The 15,953-nt window shown below is 41.7% G+C and carries 17 protein-coding genes; 2 read left to right on the top strand and 15 right to left on the bottom strand.

Annotation, left to right across the window (positions count from 1 at the left end; genetic code table 11):
• Positions 1–37: 37 nt before the first annotated feature.
• The 14 genes from CH352_RS10430 to rpsF form a co-directional block, all read right to left on the bottom strand.
• Complete coding sequence (locus tag CH352_RS10430) at positions 38–1,126, bottom strand: hypothetical protein (protein WP_100707064.1); 1,089 nt, start codon at positions 1,124–1,126, stop codon at positions 38–40.
• A complete protein-coding gene (locus CH352_RS10425) occupies positions 1,123–2,379 on the bottom strand; it encodes a CinA family nicotinamide mononucleotide deamidase-related protein (protein ID WP_100707063.1) in 1,257 nt (418 codons plus the stop codon). The genes CH352_RS10430 and CH352_RS10425 overlap by 4 nt, the downstream gene beginning before the upstream one ends.
• The gene (gene argS, locus CH352_RS10420; RefSeq protein ID WP_100707062.1) at positions 2,376–4,142 is read right to left on the bottom strand and encodes an arginine--tRNA ligase; all 1,767 of its coding nucleotides are present in this window, start codon (positions 4,140–4,142) and stop codon (positions 2,376–2,378) included. The genes CH352_RS10425 and argS overlap by 4 nt, the downstream gene beginning before the upstream one ends.
• Positions 4,143–4,184: 42 nt before the next feature.
• Positions 4,185–4,418: a hypothetical protein gene (locus CH352_RS10415; RefSeq protein ID WP_100707061.1), complete on the bottom strand. Its 234-nt coding sequence runs from the start codon at positions 4,416–4,418 to the stop codon at positions 4,185–4,187.
• A complete protein-coding gene (gene recO / locus CH352_RS10410) occupies positions 4,411–5,184 on the bottom strand; it encodes a DNA repair protein RecO (protein WP_100707060.1) in 774 nt (257 codons plus the stop codon). The genes CH352_RS10415 and recO overlap by 8 nt, the downstream gene beginning before the upstream one ends.
• On the bottom strand, positions 5,157–5,576 hold the full coding sequence (ybeY, locus tag CH352_RS10405) for an rRNA maturation RNase YbeY (protein ID WP_423789708.1): 420 nt from the start codon (positions 5,574–5,576) through the stop codon (positions 5,157–5,159). The genes recO and ybeY overlap by 28 nt, the downstream gene beginning before the upstream one ends.
• A 64-nt stretch (positions 5,577–5,640) precedes the next feature.
• Positions 5,641–8,049, bottom strand: coding sequence for an HD family phosphohydrolase (locus CH352_RS10400; RefSeq protein ID WP_100707058.1), 2,409 nt, complete (start codon positions 8,047–8,049; stop codon positions 5,641–5,643).
• A complete protein-coding gene (locus CH352_RS10395) occupies positions 8,049–9,017 on the bottom strand; it encodes a PhoH family protein (protein WP_100707057.1) in 969 nt (322 codons plus the stop codon). Before CH352_RS10395 ends, CH352_RS10400 begins: the two co-directional genes overlap by 1 nt.
• 4 nt (positions 9,018–9,021) lie before the next feature.
• Positions 9,022–10,827, bottom strand: a complete 1,806-nt coding sequence (gene aspS / locus CH352_RS10390) for an aspartate--tRNA ligase (RefSeq protein ID WP_100707056.1) — start codon at positions 10,825–10,827, stop codon at positions 9,022–9,024.
• Positions 10,828–10,877: 50 nt separating this feature from the next.
• Positions 10,878–12,200, bottom strand: a complete 1,323-nt coding sequence (gene dnaB, locus CH352_RS10385; protein ID WP_100707055.1) for a replicative DNA helicase — start codon at positions 12,198–12,200, stop codon at positions 10,878–10,880.
• Positions 12,201–12,212: 12 nt separating this feature from the next.
• Positions 12,213–12,677: a 50S ribosomal protein L9 gene (gene rplI, locus CH352_RS10380; RefSeq protein ID WP_100707054.1), complete on the bottom strand. Its 465-nt coding sequence runs from the start codon at positions 12,675–12,677 to the stop codon at positions 12,213–12,215.
• A gap of 10 nt (positions 12,678–12,687) precedes the next feature.
• Positions 12,688–13,002 carry a 30S ribosomal protein S18 gene (gene rpsR, locus CH352_RS10375; RefSeq protein ID WP_100707053.1) on the bottom strand — a complete coding sequence of 105 codons (315 nt, stop codon included), beginning with the start codon at positions 13,000–13,002 and terminating at the stop codon, positions 12,688–12,690.
• Between the two features lie 14 nt (positions 13,003–13,016).
• Positions 13,017–13,457, bottom strand: coding sequence for a single-stranded DNA-binding protein (locus tag CH352_RS10370; protein ID WP_086446612.1), 441 nt, complete (start codon positions 13,455–13,457; stop codon positions 13,017–13,019).
• Complete coding sequence (gene rpsF / locus CH352_RS10365) at positions 13,450–13,725, bottom strand: 30S ribosomal protein S6 (protein ID WP_100707052.1); 276 nt, start codon at positions 13,723–13,725, stop codon at positions 13,450–13,452. Before rpsF ends, CH352_RS10370 begins: the two co-directional genes overlap by 8 nt.
• Positions 13,726–14,043: 318 nt before the next feature.
• Between rpsF and CH352_RS10360 the strand changes: the two genes are divergently transcribed.
• Together CH352_RS10360 and CH352_RS10355 are read left to right on the top strand one after the other, a co-directional pair.
• Positions 14,044–14,322, top strand: a complete 279-nt coding sequence (locus CH352_RS10360; RefSeq protein ID WP_100707051.1) for a FitA-like ribbon-helix-helix domain-containing protein — start codon at positions 14,044–14,046, stop codon at positions 14,320–14,322.
• Positions 14,306–14,710 (top strand): type II toxin-antitoxin system VapC family toxin, encoded by a 405-nt coding sequence (locus CH352_RS10355; RefSeq protein ID WP_100707050.1) that lies wholly within the window; start codon positions 14,306–14,308, stop codon positions 14,708–14,710. Before CH352_RS10360 ends, CH352_RS10355 begins: the two co-directional genes overlap by 17 nt.
• Here the strand turns inward: CH352_RS10355 and CH352_RS10350 are convergent.
• Entirely contained in the window at positions 14,707–15,915 is a 1,209-nt protein-coding gene (locus CH352_RS10350; RefSeq protein ID WP_100707049.1) for a CapA family protein, read from the bottom strand. The genes CH352_RS10355 and CH352_RS10350 overlap by 4 nt on opposite strands.
• Between the last annotated feature and the right edge of the window lie 38 nt (positions 15,916–15,953).

Genomic DNA, 15,953 nt, shown 5'->3' with positions numbered 1-15,953 from the left:
GTAGTACTCGCGTGTTGGAACTCCAACATCGCAATCTTTATCTCGCCAGTTCGCGATAAAGAACTATATCATTCCCGCCTTCTAAGAAGGCTTCTCCATTGCGGCCAGAAGAATAAAAACGAAAGGGTTTTTCTCCAGTACGGATCTTTTCTTCCTTAAGAATATGACCTTCTTCATCTAAGAAGAATAAGTTTCCTTCCCATTCTCCTGCAAACCAAGAACCTGAATGGAATACAGTTTGATATACTGATTGTATTTTGTTTCGATTTTTTTCGAAGAGTATTTTTCCTGATTTAGAATATAAGGTCAGTTTATCTGAGAAGCCGGCAAGCACTCCACCATTATCCGAAACTGCAAGATTCACTTTATAAGGGATCACTCTGCCGAGATTCCATTCTTCCGATTCGGATCCGTCTCTATCGTATACTCGAATAAAGTCTCGATTGTTTTTCAAGAAGTGAACTGCGATCTTCTGTCCGTTTGCTGAGATAGAAAGGCTTTTCGCAAATACAGGTTCCTTCTCACCTAATATGGCTTCGAAAAGTTTTTCACCTTTCCCATCTAAAAGGAATAATTCTCCGCCTGAAAATATGACTGCAGTCTCTCCATTAGAAATTCCTTTTGGAGCAAATGAGATATCAGTTAAAAATCTACCGTCAAGTTTTTTCGCGCCCAAAGAATTTCCGTTAATATCGGAAACTAAAACTTGGTTATTATCTCCGGATAAAAAAAGGACCAAATTCCCATCAGGATGGATTCGAGGATAACTTTTATAATCTTTGGTCCAAAGTAATTCTCCGGCCTCTGAAAAAAACTCCACTGAACTTCCGATCTTTTTATAAGCCAAATACCCTTTGGCTCTGAGTGGATATTCTATCCGAAGTGAATCGTCGGTCGGAATGGATTCTCCCCATGGAATTCTGATATAAGAAGTTTTAGTTTTATATCCGTTTAAAGTTCTCTCCGGATCGAAATCACTGCGAGGATCAGGAAAGCTGGCTAACTTGGATTCTTTGTTCCAATACCAAGTTTTTTGTATTGTTCTCGCAGACTCGTATGGATTCCCTAAAAAATAATAAAACCCTAAAAAGAATACTAAGCTTAGGGCTAAAATCCTATAGATCATACGAGTTTCCTCAATCGATTGTACATTAAATAAAGAGAAGTAGCGGCCACCACTTCTCGGAAGAGTTCTCTCTTGAATGGAAGAAAGAGTTCCTTCACTTCTGTTTTTTCACCTTTGATGTGAGTTCCTATAAATACAGTTCCTACTTTTTTTGTAGGAGTTCCACCGCCCGGCCCGGCAATCCCGGTAATGCTGATTGCTAAATCAGTTCCGAGAAGTTTTGCTCCGTTATCCGCCATTTCTGTTGCGGTTTCCTCACTCACTGCCCCATGAGCCTCTAGGGTCTCTCTTTTTACCCCTACTATATTTTCTTTGATCAGATTGGAATAACTAACTATAGATCCTAAAAAGTAATCGGAAGATCCTGCTCGGTCGGTAAGTATCTTAGCAACGAGTCCGCCTGTACAACTTTCGATCGTTCCGATGGTTAGTTTTCTTTCTGCGAGAAGTTTGGGGAATTCTTCGAATAAGTCCCCTGTACAAAGTCCGCCGTATTTCTCCTTGGTCTTTTGGATCAAGTCTTCAACTAAATTCTTGTTTTGAGATTGGTAGGTGACTCGGATAAATCCTTTTTTTGCGGCAACTCCCCAGACTGCTTTTCCGTTCTTTAAAGCTTCAATACCTTCTATAAATTCCTGTTGGAATAAGGACTCGCTCATTCCCCAGATAAACAGAAAATCTGAATATAGTTCGCCTGAATGGAATTGTTTCTGGATAAGAGGAACTAATTCCTCTTTGAACATTGCCACCATCTCGGAAGGAACTCCTGGCATACATGCCAAGTAAGCGCCAGATTGGAGCTCCGACCAGAATCCAGGAGCAATTCCAACGGAGTTATTCAAAACGGTCGAATTAGAAGGAATAGAAACTTGGCGTAACGCAGTAGTCAGTGCCTCTTGGAAGCCTTTTCCACGAAGCCGATACAAAGCCTGCAACCTATCATGCGCTTTTTCGTTCAGCACAGCTTTAGAAGAAGTAAGTTCACAAACTACTTCTAAAGTATAATCATCTTCGGTAGGTCCGAGTCCGCCGGTCATCACAAGAAGGACTGGATTTTCTTTGGAAGCTCCGGCAGCCAAATTTTTCAGTTCTTCTCGGATTAGTTTAGGATCATCAGGCAATACTAGGAATTTTTCAGTCGAATACCCTAATCCGAAAAGTTCGTTAGCGATCCAGGAAGAATTTGTATCTTGGCTTCTTCCCGCAGTCAGCTCTGAACCCGTGGAAATTACTATAACCCGAGGGGAATTCAATTTTCTTTCTCCAATCTCTCCGGAGCCGAAACTCCAAGCAGAGCTAAACCTTCCGAGAGCACAACACGAACAGCTTGGCAAATTCTCGCGAGTCCCAGTCTTGTCGACTCATCCGAATCTTTCAGCCTATTATTCTTAGCTATATAGAATTGAGTAAATGCCCTTGCAAGATTTTGGAGATAATTTGCTATCCGATGAGGCTCCAAGGTTGCAGCAGCGTCCAACACTTCTTCCGGAAAACGAGAGATCCAGAAGAGAAGTCTTTTTCTCTCTTCTGTCATTTCAAGATTTTCTAATGCTTTTGCATCCGAGCTTGTCCCTACTTCTCTGAAGATAGAACAAACTCTCGCATGCGCGTATTGTAGATAGAATACGGGATTTTTATCAGACTCATCCTTAGCCAAATCCAGATCAAAATCCAGAGGGGAATCCAAGGACCTCATTGTAAAAAAGTAACGGGCTACATCTTTCGCATGTTTTCCCAAATATCCCAAAAGATCTTCCATGGTTTGGAATTCTCCCGCACGTTTACTCATCTTCATCTTCTGTCCTGCCATCAGAAGATTCACTTGTTGCGCGATGATCACTTGGAAATTTTCTTTAGGAAAACCCAATGCTTGGACAGCACCTGCAAGCCTTGCGATATATCCGTGATGATCCGGTCCCCAGATATCTATGATCTTCTCATATCCCCTGGAAATTTTATCATTGTGATAAGCTATATCAGCAAGAAGATATGTAGGACGTCCATCATCCCGGACCACAACGCGATTTTTGTCGTCTCCATAATCTTCCGATCTAAAGAGCTGTTTTCCTTCTTCTTCAAAAACTTTGCCGGATTTTTTTAGATTTTCCAGAACTCCCAAAACCTTTCCGGACATATGAAGTGTTGTCTCAGAGAAGAATCGATCGAAGCCTACTCCGAATAGATCTAGATCTTTTTTTTGCCAGATCAAATTAGATTCAACGGTCCAGCGGGAACATTTTTCCGCGAGAGCTGAATATTCCTTTTTTTCAAGATGGGACTTGATCTCTTTTTCAGTATTCGAATTTTCTAATAATTGTTTTGCGATGATATTGAGGTAATCTCCTCTATATCCTTCTGCAGGGATCACGTTTTGGGAGAGTAATTCTTCAATCGACCGTCCGTCTTCCGCATTCTCTTGAATGGAAAAAGATTCTCCCAGAGCTTCCCTGATACGCACCAATGTAGAAACTCCAAGTAAAAATACCTGGTTTCCATAATCGTTTACGTAAAATTCCTTATCTACTGAATGTCCTACTGCTTTGAGTAGATTTGCAAAAGCTTCTCCGGTAGCCGCTGCTCTTGCGGACACAATATTTAGCGGTCCCGTTGGATTCGCGCTTACAAATTCCAAATTTACTTTTTTAGGATTTTCTAATTTAGGAAAAATGTCATTTTTCTGGACCGTGTTTTCCAAAAAACGGATCAGGAAGGAAGGAGAGACCCTAAAATTTACGAAGCCGGGAGGAGTAAAGTCCACCTTTTCAAAAAGATCCGTCTTTGCCTGAAGGTAACTCACCAGAAGTGCAGCTGAATCCAAAGGTTTCTTGCCGAGCAGCTTCGAATTTTCCAAAGCGAAAGAAGTGGAATAATCTCCGAAGGATTCTTCCCTAGAATATTCTATTCGAATCCTTAGATCTGAAAAAGAAACGTTAGGCGCTTCTTTTTCACAATAGAGTTTTACTCCTTCCTTTAAAGCTTCTAAAACGAGTTGTTTAAGAATTTCCGTTTCTTTCATTCTGTCTTTTGTAGTAGTTCCTATTTTTTAGCGGGCATCATCTTAATCTGGAAACAATCTTTTCGTTCCGATCTGTTTCCAACTTTTATCCAGCGCCCCAAGAACCAGATTTTTCTCCCTAAGGATACATTCAAGATATTGGCATTTTCTGGAGGCCTCGGCAATAGCAGGACGAGGCACAGAATCCTTCTTCCCCCATCTTTCCTGAAGAACGATCAGAAAAACCAAGCCCAATGTATAGATAAGTAAAAATGCTGTTTTAAAAAGTTTATCCAAGATTTTCCCCTAAGGATTCGTACAACATAGGTTCCGATTTGAGTCTTTTTCCAAGAAGAGGTTTTAAGGCCCGGTTGCTTAAGCTATCCGCCTCCTTCAGGAGTTCAAGGGAAATCTTTTTGTCCTTCAAGTCCCTGTATCTCAATGCAAGGCAATCTTGGACGAATAATACTAGTCCAAACTTATCCGGTTTAGGGTTTCCACAATCTCCGCAAACTATCTCAAAATGGTTCTCGTCCAAACTGCAGGATTGGATCTCTGAGAGACTTTTTCCACAGCTTGCACATTCCATTTCCTTGGATAAAAACCCGCCTACGTATAATAACTTCAGTTTGAAAAAAGGTAGGAATACAGGTTTATAACCGTCTTCATCCAATTCTTTCAATGCACCCAGAAGAAGTTTATATTCCATTGGATGAGAGCCGCCTTCGGTCAAAAAGGAAGAAACAAGTTCTACAAGATAAGAAACCAAAACGGTTCCAGAATATCCAGTCTTTGCCTTATCGAATCTTCTAATCAACCCGATCTCTTTTACATTAAACGTTTCTCTTCCTTGGGTGAAATAATAGTCCAATACAGTAAGAGATCCTGGTTCCACTGCAGCAATAGGTCTTGTTTTACTTTTTTTAATTCCTTTAACACGGAAACTTCCCACTTCACCTTGTTCCGGTAGAAGTCTCAGGAATGCATCTCCTTCCGGAAGGATGCGGCTTTCCATCACGATTCCGGTGGTTTTTTTTAAGGCCCCAGGACCAGATCCAGACATAGATCCTCCTTCTCCTTCATTAGAGCCTCATCTTCTTCTCCACGTTCATGATCGTAACCGATTAAATGTAAAAAACCGTGTACGAATAATCTAAAAAATTCATCTTCTTCGCTATGACCTATACTTTTTGCCTGGGCCTTACAAGTATCCCAAGAGATCACAATCTCACCTAAGCTCAAGATCGGTCCGAAATTTTCCTTTTTGTTCGGGGGAAGTTCCCAAGGGATCAGATCAAAACTTAAAGGAAAAGAAAGGACGTCGGTCGCATAATTTTTACCTCTGCGAACACGATTTAATTCCTGAATCGACTCATCGTCAGTTAAAACCAAAGAAATATGAGTATTTATATTAGGAAAAGAGAATGCACTTAAAATTTTCCAGCGAGATTCCAGAGAAGATTCGGATAACCAAGAAGGAAGAGAATTCGGATCGAAATCCGAAGAGAACTCGAACAAATCAGTGGCTCTTAGGGGCGTGTTTCCCCAGGATATTTTTATTCTTCTCTTCTAAAGCTTTTGTATCCTCAGGTTTAGGATATTTAGGCCTAGAGTGAAGACTAGAAAGAAGAACTTCCTTAAAGGAGAATTTTACAACTTCTAGATCTCCCAAAGTGAGCCCACATTCGTCCAATTGGTTCTCCGCCAATTTTCCATTTACGATCTTAGTGATAAGAGCATCTAAGGCTTCTGGCGTCACTTCTTCCAAGGATCTACTCGCGGCTTCTAAACTATCCGCGATCATCACAATCGCAGTTTCTTTTCTCTGAGGTTTAGGACCCGGATATTGGAAGTCAGCTTTTTTCAGTTTTTTCTTCTGGGAAGGAGAAAGTTCCGCAAGCGCCTTATGATAGAAAAACGCCATGGTAGAAGTCCCATGATGTTCCGGAATAAAATCGATCACTTCTCTAGGAAGCCTTGCCTTCTTCGCCATCTCAATTCCATCCAAGACGTGATCGATTACTATCTTTGCAGCCTTTGCAGGATTGTTCTTATCGATGTTTTCTTTTTTAGGGATCAGGTGTTGGTTTTCTACGAAGAAACCGGCATTCGGGATCTTGCCTATATCGTGAAAATACACACCAACTCTAGTCAAAAGCCAATCCAACTCCAAATTTTGCGCCGCTCTTTCTGACATAGCGGCCACTAAAAAGGTATGAGTATAAGTAGAAGGTGCCTTAGTCAGCAAATCCTGCAGTAATGGGTGCCCGGTATCTGCAAGTTCCAGCAACTTAAACCTAGTAGGAATATTGAACACATACTCATAAATAGGAAGTAGTAGCTGGGTCAAAGTGGAACAGACGAATCCATTCACTAAACATAATAAATATAATCTGAATATATTCGATTCCCAAAGGTCTCTCAAATGAGAACCGGAAGGCACAGCCACCCAATAATTTCTAGAATCAAATAAATATCCGGATGAAGAGATCAGCATTTGGACCAAGGCCATGTAGAACCCAGCCTTAATAAAATCGATCCTCTTTCTCATCTTTCTTCCGTAAGTAGCTGCGACCACAGTCATTACAAAAGCAAGAATGAAAGAAGTTGGATTATATCTAGAAGCCGCAAATACGAAGAAGGAAAGGAAGAACCCGATCGCAATCGACAATTGTTCGTCATAAATCATAGACAAGATCAAACAAACCATTCCGGTCGGGATCACAAGTGCAAAGTAAAAGACAGAATCGTAACTATTCTCGAAACTGAAGAATGCCTTGGATGCCAAATAGGCCCAAAGCACCAAGGACCAGATCAATGTGAATACGATTACGTTACTCGAAACGTCATTCAAACGTTTTGGATTATACTTCTTTAAGAATGCATAAACTATAATTACAAAAATAGATTGGATCAAAAGAATAGAAGTTATGGACGCAATATTCGCTCGAGTCGCGTATCTATTCACTATTAACAATTTCTGATAGATATCAGGAGTGATCGTTTCTCCCGCTTTTACTATAGTCTCGCCTGCATTGATCCTACTGCTTACAGGTTCCGTCCTATCCATAACAGATTGTTTTTGATTTTTGGTTTCTTCTACATTATAAGTACAGGCAGGATTAGAATATACGTAAGTTAATGCAAGTTTTTGGATCACGGAAAGAAGCTGAGGATCTGTTGCTTGTAACTTCTCGGCAGCTAAACGATTCAAAGCATCTATGGTAGCACTATCTCGATACAGATACATACGAGGGATCACAAGCGTTCCCTCGACAGAAGATATTTGTTCCTTGTTCCCACTCGCGCCGGAGTTGCGGACCCTGGCTTCTGCTGAACGGATTGCGGAATAATCTCCAGGCTGGTCCCTTAAGATACAAAAATTAGAAAAAACTAAATTACTATATTGTTGGACAAGATCACGGACCCTAGACTTTCCAGGAGTTTTAAGTAGGAGTTCCAACTCTTCCTTGGATCTGTTCTTCCATCTTGGAACTGCAACAAGCAATTCGGCAGAAGTTTTCACTTCTCCGGTAGGTTTTGGTTCCCTATACTTCTCCATATCCTCTTGGATGGCAGGGCGAATGACCTCTATTAGAATTCTATAATCTCTGTCGAAAAAATTCGGGGCAGATTGGAAAGCCTTTAATCGTTTGGCCTTTGTTTTTTCTTCGTCTTCGTAAACGATATCTTTAGTGGAAACGACCTTATCTAAGGCATTCTTGCCTTCCGAATAAGGACCGTCTTGAGAGAGATTAATTTTATCCTGACCGAAAAACGGGATCGCCAACATCCAGGTCACGATGATCAAAGTGATCGCTGTCAGGATCACCTGGAATTTTCTCACGAAAGAAATCGGACGGATCTTGGTCAAGGTATCCGTGATCCAAGCCATCCCTCTTTCTAAAAGTGATCCCAAAGGAAACATTACAATTCCTCGAACTTCCTCACGATGGTTTCAACCAGCGGGTGTCTTGTGATATCTTCTTTTCCGAAAAACACCTGGCCAATTCCTTCGGTCTGTCTGAACAAGTTTACCACACGATCGAAACCGGATCTACCATGTTCTAAGTCGACTTGGGTCACGTCTCCGGAGATACACATCCTGGAATTACGGCCTAAACGGGTCATAATCATCTTAAGCTGAGCGAGAGTACAGTTTTGGGCCTCATCCAAAATGATAAAACTTTTGGAAAGTGTCCGTCCTCTCATAAACGCAACGGGTGCGATCTCAATTTTAGTAAGTGCGATATATTCTTGGGTTTTCTCAAAACCGATACATTCGTTCAAAGCATCATATACTGGACGAAGATACGGATCCACCTTTTGGTTCAGATCCCCCGGTAAAAATCCAAGGTTTTCTCCTGCTTCGACCGCAGGTCTTGTTAGGACGATCTTATCTACGATCCCGTTCTGCAAAAATCTGCATGCCATTGCAACGGAAAGGAATGTTTTTCCTGTTCCCGCAGGACCGATCCCGAAAGTAATCAAATTATTTAAGAAAGATTGAATATACTTTTCCTGGTTTTTCGTCCTGGAGTAGAGATGTTTTCCCTTGTAGGTGGTGAGAATTTTTTCGTTGGGCTTGAAGGGCTCGTCATCCGACTTACGCTCTTCCTTCTTCTTTTCCTTAGTAGCTTGTTTAAGAAGATAACCGAAATCGAAGGAATCCGTAAAATCCCGATCCGGTCTGTCCCGATAATTGGTTTCCAATAATCTGAAAAAATCTAAGGCAAATTCTACCTTTGTAGGAATTCCTTCCACTTGGAAACCGTTCCCTCTCGGGATTAGATCGATCTCCAATTGTTTTTCCAAATTTTTGACGCCTGTATCGTTGATCCCGCAGATCTTACGATACAGGTCTTGGTTTTCGAAAGTAAATTGTTCTTTCCTGATACGATTAAACCTTTATCAACCTAAGCTTCAATTCTTGGAGCTGTTTCTCTTCCACTTCAGACGGACATTCGCTCATCAAACAAACACCCTTCTGGGTTTTAGGGAATGCGATCACATCTCGGATGGATTTTCCGCCGGTCAACAGCATCATGATCCTGTCGATACCGAATGCAATCCCTCCATGAGGAGGAGCCCCATATTCCAATGCCTCCAATAAGAAGCCGAATTTTTCCTTAGCTTCCTCTGGTCCAATCCCCAAAGTAGAGAAGACTCGAGTCTGCACATCTTTGGAATGGATACGAATGGAACCTCCGCCGATCTCCACTCCGTTTAGCACCAGATCATAGGCCTTTGCAAGAGCATTTCCCGCTTCTTTTTGGAGTCTTTCCTCGGAAGAAAAAATTTCCAAACTGGAATCTCCAGGAGAAGTGAACGGATGGTGTAAAGAGTCCCAGCGTTTGCTGTCCTTGTTCCATTCGAACATCGGAAAGTCCACAATCCAGGAAATATGAAAGCTTCCTTCTGCAGGTTTGTCAAATCTTTCCGAAAGTTTCAGACGCAAGGCGCCCAGAGAATGATTTACGATTTCTCTTTCATCCGCTCCGAAAAAGACCATGTCTCCTTCTTTAGAGCCAACTAAGCTTGCGATCTTGGAAAGAGCCTCCGGGGTGAATCTTTTTGTAATAGTAGATTCTAATCCTTCTGCCCCGTGTTTCATGTAAGCGAGGCCTTTTGCTTTATAATCTCTGTTCAACCAAGCGGTCAGGTCTTCGATCTCTTTTCTGGAAATCACAGAACCACCCGGAACACAAACCGCTTTTACGACACCACCGTTTGCAACCGCACCCGCAAATACCTGGAAATCGGAATCTTTTACGATCTCGGAAACATCTACCAGCTTCATTCCAAAACGAAGGTCCGGTTTGTCCGAACCATATTCTTCCATAGCCTGTTTGTAAGGCATTCTGGAGAATGGACCCTTGAAATCCAAACTGAACACATCCTTCATTATTTTGGAAAAAAGACCCTCGATCTCGGAAAGTATCTCTTCTTGGGAAACAAAGGAGAATTCCATATCCAACTGAGTAAACTCAGGTTGCCTGTCCGCTCTTAGGTCCTCGTCCCTGAAACATTTTACGATCTGGAAATATCTCTCCATTCCTCCAACCATCAGGATCTGTTTGAAGATCTGAGGTGACTGAGGAAGAGCATAGAATGAATTCGGATTTAGGCGAGAAGGTACCAAAAAGTCACGCGCTCCTTCCGGAGTGGACTTGTTCAGGATTGGAGTTTCAATCTCTACGAACTTGCGTGAATTTAGATAATTACGAATTGCGAATACGAACTCATGACGTTTAATCATTCTGTTCTTAAGTTCGTCCCTTCTGAAATCCAAGTATCTGTATTTAAGGCGGTTCTCTTCTGAAATCTCTTCGAACTCATCCAAGGAGAATGGAGGAGTTTTTGCAGAGTTCAGAATGATCAGTTGGTCTACAACAAGTTCAATCGTTCCGGTTTTCATCTTAGGATTGATACTTTCTGCTTCCCGCTTCTTAAGCTTTCCTTGGACTGCAATCACATACTCGGAACGGATCCTTTCTGCCGCTGCAAAATGTTCTCCCAGGATTTCTTTACGTAATACTACTTGCAGGATGCCTGTTCTATCACGGAGATCCACAAAGATGACCCCGCCTTGGTCGCGAAATCGAAAAGACCAACCGAATAGAGTGAGAGTTTTTCCTTCTTGGGCATCAGTTACTTCTCCTGCCCAGGCTCTTGATTTATAACCTTCTAAAATCCAATCTTCCAAAGAAATTCCATTTCCTTATTATATAATATAAAAGCGTGTTCCTAAGGAACTTACACGTTATCAAATCTGGAAAGTTCAGGTCGGAAGGCAAGTGGAAAAGAACCTGTTGGCCCGGACCTGTTTTTGGCGATGATGATCTCCGCCATTCCCTTCATTCTAGGATCTTCCTCTTCGTCCTTTCCTTTCTCTCCGCGATAAATGAATGTAACAATATCCGCGTCCTGCTCGATTGCGCCTGACTCTCTTAAGTCGGCAAGTTGCGGTCTTTGGTCCTTGGATCTCTGCTCGATGGAACGGTTCATCTGAGAAAGTGCAATCACAGGACATCTTGCTTCTTTTGCCATCTGCTTAAGCGCTCTGGAAATCGAAGAAACCTCTTGTTGCCTTCCCCCATCCCTGTTTTTGGGATCGTTCATTAGCTGGAGATAATCCACTATGATAAGTCCAAGATTTTCGTTAGTCAGAAGTTTGCGGACTCTTCCCTTAAAATCGTCCACACTCAGAGCACCTGAGTCATCAATATAGATGGGAGAAGAAGTTACCTTAATGATTGCATCAATCAATTTAGGCGCATCCGACTTAGTAACTTCGGAACGTTTTAATTTGTTGGATTCTACCTGGGCATAGGAGCATACAAGTTTGAGTAGAAGTTCCATTCTACTCATTTCTAAGGAGAAAATCACCACCGGTCTGTTATGGATGAGAGCCACATTGGAGGCAATATTCAGAGCCAGAGTAGTTTTACCGTTACCCGGTCTCGCAGCCAAAACCATCATCTCGTATTCTTTCAAACCGGAGGTCATCTCGTCGAACTGAGTAAAATTAGTCCTCAGGCCTTTGATCTGGCCTCTACTCTCCATGATCTCTTTGATATATTCAGAGAGAGCCGCTTTATCTCCGGAAACAGGAAGAAGTCCTTTTACATCCGCGGATCGGGATACCTCAGTAAGGCTTTGTTCGATTTGATTGAATACTGATTCGTTTTCGCCCGGTTCTTTCTGGATCAGATCCAGGGCATTCATTAATAATTTAGAATATTTTCTTCTTTCGGAAAGACGTTTAATTCTTTCCGCATAATAACCCAAAGGATGGGAAACTACAGAATCCTTATAGAGAGAATAAATATATTCGTATTCTCTTTCCGGATCTTTGAGTAGAGAGTTTTCCTTTAAGAAGTTTAGGACGGAAACCGGATCTACTGCGGTCCTTTTGTCCACAAGGTCAAGAATTGCCTTGTAAATCCTTCTGTTTGTATCTTGGTAAAAATCCTCAGGAATGAGGGGGATATCGATTAGATTATCCGCTCCTTTAAGAAGCAGAAATCCGAGAAAAGATTTCTCGGATTCCAATTCAAACAAGGAGTCGGCTTGCATTCTTGCTCCGGGTTACGCTTCGGTAGAAACGACTTCCTCTTTCTTCACATGAACTGTGATAGTTGGGAGGATACCTTCTGCAAGACGCACTTTCAATTTATAGGAACCTAGGTTACGGATAGGTTCTGCAAATTCGATTTTACGTTTGTCTACTTCGAATCCTGCAGTTTTTAACAACGCTGCTACATCAGCAGGAGTTACCGCTCCAAAAAGTTTATCCCCGCCTCCGGTTTTAACGGAAATTTCAAATTCTTTCCCGTTCAATCCGGAAGATATAGATTCCATATCTTTCTTACGTTTTTCTTTTTTAAGATCTGCAAGTTTTCTTTGGTGAAGCGCCATTTTGGTCTTACCTTCAGAAGCTCTTACAGCAAGTCTTTGAGGAAAAAGAAAATTACGAGCAAAACCGTCCGCAACTTCCTTTACATCTCCCGCGTCTCCTAAGTTAGAAACATCTTTTTGTAATATTACTCTCATTAGTTTCTCCTTAGTTTACTTTGAACGGTAGAAGACCGATGCTACGCGCTTTGCGGATTTCTCTCGCAAGTATCCTTTGATACTTTGCAGAAGTTCCGGTAATTCTTCTCGGAATGATCTTACCACGGTTAGTGATAAATCTTTCTAAAAGTTCGGTGTTCTTATAATTAATTTGTTTAGCAAGCTCAGGGTCTGCAGTAAAACGGCAAACTTTCTTCTTATACTTGTTTTGTTTTTTAGGCGGGCGTCCTCCTTCTTGATCTAAAGGCATGCCCTCAGCAGTCATTTCCTGCTTTAATTCTTCTTGTGTTTCATTATCTGACATGAATGTTGTCCTCGTTAAAAAGGTATATCGTCGTCCATTGCAGAACTTCCCATATCATCTTGAGCAGATGAATAAGAAGAAGATCCGCTACTAGCGGAAGAGCCATACTCTCCGCTTCCATTCTCCCTAGCACCGCCAATCATCTGGAAATTTTCCACGACGATACGAATGCGGGAGGCCTTCTTGCCTTCCATGGTTTCCCAGGTATCCTGCTTAAGGCGTCCCTCGATCACGAGTTGTTTGCCTTTTTTACAGTATTGCTGGATGATATCCGCGCCTTTTCCCCAAGCCTCGCAGTCGAAAAAATGAGTTTCCTCTTTTTTCTCGCCGCCGGTTACATAAGTGCGACCGTTCGCTAAGGAAAAATTCACAAGAGAAGTCCCGTTTACGGTTTTAAATTCCGGATCACGGGTCAGGCGCCCAACAAGGGTCACCCGATTGATATCGTTAGCCATTGAGGCGGACGATCATAGAGCGTAGTAAATTTTGGTTCAGACCAAAGTCACGCTCTACCTTTTCTAAGGCGGATTGTTCTGCATTCACTTTGAAGTGAGTGAATATTCCGTAGTCTTGGTGTTGGATTGGATGCCAAAGTTTTTTCTGACCCCAATCTTCTTCTGCGGTCACGTTGATGGAATGCTTTTTGAAGATCTCAAGGACCTCAGTTTTAGCAACTTCCTTCGAGGTAGAACGCGTGATTGTAGTAATCTCGTAGTTTCTCAAAAGTTTCTCCTATGGGAAAATGCCCGTCTGCGCAAATGCGGCGAGCAGAAGAACCGAATTTTGTCCTATTTTCGGCTTTAGGGGCAAGGGGTCAAGTGGAATAGATTTGGGCGTCTTAGCTTCGAAAAAGCTTCTAAGACGTAATTAGAATCAATATTCCGATAGCCTTCTCTATTTCTAATTTTCATTTTCGAGACCCATTCTTGACTCCTCCCCAAAATGCGAGGGAATGTCTTTTTCCATCCTAAGGCTTTCAATTTCATGAAATATGCTTTTAATTTCATAAAATATGATATCATATTCTGAAAGGTTCAGAATATGGCAAACTTACAAGTCCGGGACATAGACGACAGACTCTACGAAGCATTAAAAAGGAGGGCCGAAATGGAACACAGATCCGTAAGCCAAGAAGTTGTTCTTCTAATTGAGAACTATCTAGCACACGACAATAAAGAATCCGAACGTAAGACCTTGAGTTTTTTAGAATTATCTGGGTCCTGGGTGGATGACAGAAGCCCAGAAAAGATCGTAGAGGAAATACGCTCCTCCCGAACTAAGAACACACGCGGAAGAGATGCAGATGAGCTATTTGATTGATACGGATATCATCATCTATAGCATAAAGGAAGATCCAATCGTTCGGCAAAATTTTTTGGACCGTAAGAACTCCATTAAATCACTCTCAGTAATCACTTACGGAGAATTGATCTTTGGTGCCCAGAAATCTAACTACAAAGAAAGAAATCTGGCGACGGTCCGAAGAATTGCCGAACTTTTTCCAGTGATAAAATTGACTGAAGGAATTATGGAAACGTTTGGAGAGCTCAAAGCTGCTCAACAGAAAACAGGAAATACAGTGCAAGACTTTGATCTGCTCATAGGATCTACGGCTTTATATTTGAACTATACCTTAGTCACAAATAATGAAAAGCATTTCCAAAAAATTCCAGGATTGAAAATAGAAAACTGGGCTAATGTTGTCTAGTCAAGTTCCACCCAACCTCTGTCCCCTTCGATCCGAATCTTAGTGCCCAGGTCTTGGGAAAGGACCGCGACTTCTTTTAAAAAATTCTCGGCTTCTTTTCCTTCGAGAGGCCTGACCAAATGATCTTCGTTTTGGAATTTTCCGAAAATAGGAACAAGCTCTATATTGATCAATTTGCTTTTTTTAATATGGAGTATTACGATTAAATTATGATTTAAGTAGGCGTTCCTGCTCCCAAAGATCAGATTTCCTAAAGAATACAATACGATCGTATTCCCTATTTTTTCGATACCTTGTGGAATATGAGGATGGTGTCCTACTATAATATCCAATCCTCCGTCAGCCAAAGTCTTTGCGATCTTTCTTTGTTCAATCGTTGGAAAAGGAGAATATTCCACTCCCCAATGAAGTGAAAGTATCCTGAATTGTTTTCCGGGGGAAATCGCTTTAGATCTTTTATCTTTTTTAGGCGCACGAGATGAATTCAGTTGGAATTTTTCTACCTGGAACTTTTTCAAGATTAGTTCCGGATCCAAAGGCATAACCCCTGGACTTTGTCCTGCATAATGAGATCGACCTTCCGCTACATTAGTAGCGGAATAAACTCTTAGATTTGTATCCTTCCCTTCCCAAATCCAAGGACGAAAAGCGGACTCTAAATTTTTTCCTGCACCGATGGAGGCGATGTTTCTATCTCCCAAAAACTTGAGAGTTTCTTCCAATCCTTCCGGACCATGATCCATCGCGTGGTTATTACCTAGAGAGACAAGATCCACTCCTAAAAAGCTCATGCTTTCTAGATCAGATGCTTTTGCCTGGAATACGTAAGCCTTACCGTGATCCCAACTTCTTTCGGACACGACGGGAGTTTCCAAATTTAAAACTCTTAGATCAGCACTTTCAAAAACGGATTTTAATCCTTTAACCGGGGCCAATTCACCTTTAGATTTAATCGTGTCCCGGATCCCCCAATTAAACATAACGTCCCCGCCCAATAGGACTTTTACCACTTCTGGATCTTCTTCTTTTCCGAATAACTTATCTATTTGGGTTTCTATCTTTGATACGATACTTGTTTGTGTTTCTGGGATAGGTTCGGTGCCAGAAGTATTTTCCGGAACTCCGGTGCATGCGAGCGCAAGCAAAAACGGAGAACAGAAAAGTATCCGGATCGAGGAAATGAAGTGTTTTCGAAAAAACAACATGTTTCGGGACAGTTTTAAGTCCCGATTCGTTTTCGGAA

This window comes from Leptospira hartskeerlii (assembly GCF_002811475.1).
In the GTDB taxonomy this organism is placed as follows: Bacteria; Spirochaetota; Leptospiria; order Leptospirales; family Leptospiraceae; genus Leptospira_B; species Leptospira_B hartskeerlii.
Note: the sequence above shows the minus strand (reverse complement) of the source record. Positions and strands in the feature narration are given on the sequence as shown.